The organism is Variovorax sp. Varisp85 (assembly GCF_047304045.1).
Lineage (GTDB): Bacteria > Pseudomonadota > Gammaproteobacteria > Burkholderiales > Burkholderiaceae_C > Variovorax.
Genome location: NZ_JBGLYN010000130.1, coordinates 1 through 3,604, shown reverse-complemented (window position 1 = coordinate 3,604; position 3,604 = coordinate 1). Strand labels below are relative to the sequence as shown.

The window sequence follows — 3,604 nt, the reverse complement described above, 5'->3', positions numbered from 1 at the left end:
GCCCCCATCCCGGCCTTCCCCCAGAGGGGGAAGGAGCAATACAAAGTCGACGCGCACTCATGCTTCCATCCCCATGTACACCCGCCGCACCTCCGGGTCGTTCATCACCGCCCGCGGCGCGCCCTCGGCCAGCTTCTGCCCGAAGTTGATGACGAACAACCGGTCCGCCAGCGACAGCAGCGCATGCACCACATGCTCGATCCAGATCATCGTCACGCCGCGCGCCTTGATGCGCTGGAGCTCGCCGACCAGCAGCGCGGCCTCGGGCTCCGTCAACCCGCCCGCGATCTCGTCGAGCAGTAGCAGCTGCGGCCGCGTCGCCAGCGCGCGCGCCAGTTCCAGCCGCTTGCGGTCGAGCAGGGTTAGCCCGCCCGCCGGCTTGTTCGCATGCGCCATCAGGCCCGTCTGCTCCAGCACCTCGTGCGCCGTGTGCCAGGCCTCGCGCTCCGTCTGCTGTCCGCCGAAGCAGGCAGCGGTCACCAGGTTCTCGAACACGCTCATGTTGCCGAAGGGCTGCGGCACCTGGTAGCTGCGGCCGATGCCCGCATGGCAGCGCTGGTGCGGCTTCAGCCGCGTCACGTCGCGGCCCGCGTACTCCACGCGCCCCGCGTCGACACGTACGTCGCCCGAGATCAGGTTGAACAGCGTGGTCTTGCCCGCGCCGTTGGGCCCGAGAATGCCCAGCGTCTCGCCCTCGGTCACTGACAGCGTGATGTCGTCGGTGACCTTGAGCGCGCCGTAGGACTTGCTCACGGCATGCAGTGCCAGCAGCGTCATTGCGTTCGCTCTTCAGAGCAGCCGCAGCTTGCCGCCGGTGGGAATGTTCGTCGCCGCCTCGTTGTTCACGATGGTCAGCTCCACCTTGTACCTGCTGCCCTTGCCCCACTGGCCGAGCACCAGCGGTGTCTTGCTGACGTTCCTGAACGGCCCCTGCCCGCCCCACTTCACGGGGCCGACCACGGAGTTGATCGAGGTCGCGGCCACGGCGTCGCGCACGTCGCCGGCCTTGAGCGACTTCGATCGCGACAGCGCGTTCGCCGCCACCTCGAACAGCGCGTGCGCGAAGCCGATCGGCTGCGTCCACTGCTTCTTCGTGCCGGCCTCGTACGCGTCGGCCAGCGCCTTCGCGCTCTGCTGCGTGAGGCTCGATGTGAAGGGATGCGAAGGGCTCCACCACACCTCGGTCGAGAGGCCGTCGCCCAGGTCGCCCAGCGCCTCGATCGCGCCGGGGAACAGCAGCGCCTTGCCCAGCGTGATGACCTTCGGCCTGAAGCCCTGTTGCCGCGCCTGCGTGAGGAAAGTCTTGGCGTCGGGCGGAATCACCACGCCGGTGACGATCTCGACACCCTCCTTCTTGAAGGCCGCGATCTGCGCGCTGAAGTCCTGCGTGCCGTTCTGGAAGCGGCCCGGGTCGGTGAGCGTGAAGCCCATTGCCGCGAGCGGCTTCGGAAAGCCCAGCTCCTTGTCGCCCCATGCATTGCCGTCGCCATCGTTGGGGAACAGGCCGCCGACCTTCTTGTTGGTGGCGAGCGTCTTCCAGCCGTTGGTGAAGTTGGCGATGACGTCCTCCAGCCCCCAGAACATGTGGTACGTCCAGTTGAAGCCCTTCGCCGGATCGCCCTTGCGGCCGAAGAACCAGGGCTGCCACGGCACCACGCTGGAGATGCAGGGCACCTCGTTGAGTTCGCAGCCATCGCTCACCGGGTTGGCGGTTTCGGGCGTTCCGGCGGTGAGCACCAGCGCCACCTTGTCCTTCAGGATCAGGTCGTTCGCCACCTCGCCCGCGCGGTTGGGGTTCGACTGGCTGTCCTTCAGCACGATCTGCACGGCGTACTTCTTTCCACCGAGGCTGATGCCGTCCTTGAAGGCGGTCTTCATCTGCTCGATCACCCATTTGTCGGCCTCGCCGAAGGGTGCGAGCGGGCCGGTCTGCGGCGAGACATAGCCTATCTTGAGCGTGTCGGCCGCGAACACCAACGGGCTTGCGCCCGAGGCGACCAGCGCGGCCGTGGCCTGCGTGAACTGTCTGCGATTGAATGCCATGGTTGTCTCCGTCTCTTGTGTTTGTATTGCCGCAACGACCGGGGTCAGCGCACGAAATGCGGCGGTATCTGCGCGTCGACATTCACCCACACGCTCTTGACCTGCGTGTATTCGCGCATCGCGTCGAAGCCCATCTCGCGGCCGTAGCCGCTCTGACCCACGCCGCCGAAGGGCGAGCCGGGATTCACGCGCTTGTAGCTGTTGATCCAGACCATGCCGGCGTGCAGGTCGCGCGCCACCTTGTGGGCGCGCTGCAGGTCGTTGGTCCACAGGCCGCTGCCGAGGCCGTAGTCGGTGCCGTTGGCGATCTGCATCGCCTCTTCGTCGTTCTTGAAGGTGAGCACGGTGACGAAAGGGCCGAAGACTTCTTCCTGCGCGACGCGGTCCCTGTAGGACTTCGCACGCATCACGGTCGGTTCGACGTAGCACCCCTTCGCCAGATCGCCGCCTGGCGACTTGCCGCCAGCGAGCAGTTCGCCGCCCTCGCCTTGCGCCACTTCCACATAGCTCAGCACGCGCTCGCGATGCTGCGCGCTGGTGAGCGGGCCCATCTCCGTCGCCTCGTCCAGCGGGTTGCCCAGGCGGATCGACTTCGCAAGCGGAATGAACTGCTCGAGGAAGGCATCGGCGATCTTCTCGTGCAGCATCAGCCGCGAGCCCGCAATACAGGCCTGCCCCTGGTTGTGGAAGATGGCCCACGCGCTGCCGTTGACTGCGGCCTGCAGGTTCGCATCTTCGAACACGATGTTCGGCCCCTTGCCGCCGAGTTCGAGCTGCACCTTCTTCAGGTTGCCCGCACTGGCCTGCACGATGCGCCGCCCGGTGGCGGTGCTGCCGGTGAAGGCGATCTTCGCGATCTCCGGATGTTCGGCGATGTACTGGCCCGCCACGCTGCCCAGGCCCGGCAGCATGTTGACCACGCCGGGCGGCAGGCCCGCCTCGGCCATCAGCTCGGCAATGCGCAGCGAACTCAGCGGCGTGATCTCGGCCGGCTTCATCACCATGCAGTTGCCGGCCGCGAGCGCGGGCGCCATCTTCCAGCTCGTGAACATCAGCGGGAAATTCCACGGCACCACCTGGCCGACGATGCCGACCGGCTCGCGCAGCGTGTAGTTGAGGAAGCCTTCTTCGACCGGAATGGTTTCGCCCTGGAACTTGTCGGCCATGCCGCCGAAGTAGCGGAAGCACGCGGCGGTGCGCGGCACGTCGAGCCGGCGCGAATCGCGGATCGGGTGGCCGGTGTCGAGCGATTCGAGGCGCGCGAGTTCTTCGCCGTTGGCCTCGATGAGGTCGGCGAGTTTCAGCAGGATGCGGCCGCGGTCTGCGGCGGCCATGCGGCTCCATTTGGGGAAAGCGCGCTTCGCAGCCGCAACCGCTTTGTCGACGTCGGCCTGGCCTGCGAGCGCGACGTTGGCGATGGGCGTGTTGTCGTGCGGGTTCAGCGTGGCGAGGGTTTCGCCGGACTCGGCGTCGACGAAGCGGCCGTCGATGAAGAGCTGGTGGCGGATGGTAGAGGCAGGCATGGGTTTCCTCTCCCTCCCCCGCTGGGGGAGGGTTGGGG

At 67.0% G+C, this 3,604-nt stretch carries 3 protein-coding genes; all 3 read right to left on the bottom strand.

The genetic code is table 11. The features are described from left to right. Nucleotides 1-57: 57 nt before the first annotated feature. From ACCC97_RS28620 to ACCC97_RS28610, 3 genes are read right to left on the bottom strand one after another with little or no spacing between them, the layout of a single operon-like run. Entirely contained in the window at nucleotides 58-777 is a 720-nt protein-coding gene (locus ACCC97_RS28620) for an ABC transporter ATP-binding protein (RefSeq protein ID WP_413336330.1), read from the bottom strand. Between the two features lie 12 nt (nucleotides 778-789). Beyond that, entirely contained in the window at nucleotides 790-2,043 is a 1,254-nt protein-coding gene (locus ACCC97_RS28615; protein WP_413336328.1) for an ABC transporter substrate-binding protein, read from the bottom strand. Nucleotides 2,044-2,087: 44 nt separating this feature from the next. Further along, a complete protein-coding gene (locus ACCC97_RS28610; RefSeq protein ID WP_413336332.1) occupies nucleotides 2,088-3,551 on the bottom strand; it encodes an aldehyde dehydrogenase family protein in 1,464 nt (487 codons plus the stop codon). Between the last annotated feature and the right edge of the window lie 53 nt (nucleotides 3,552-3,604).

Bases quoted from the DNA above. Each gene is read 5' to 3' on its own strand.
- ACCC97_RS28620 (WP_413336330.1), bottom strand. From the start codon at position 777: ATGACGCTGCTGGCACTGCATGCCGTGAGCAAGTCCTACGGCGCGCTC.
- ACCC97_RS28615 (WP_413336328.1), bottom strand. From the start codon at position 2,043: ATGGCATTCAATCGCAGACAGTTCACGCAGGCCACGGCCGCGCTGGTC.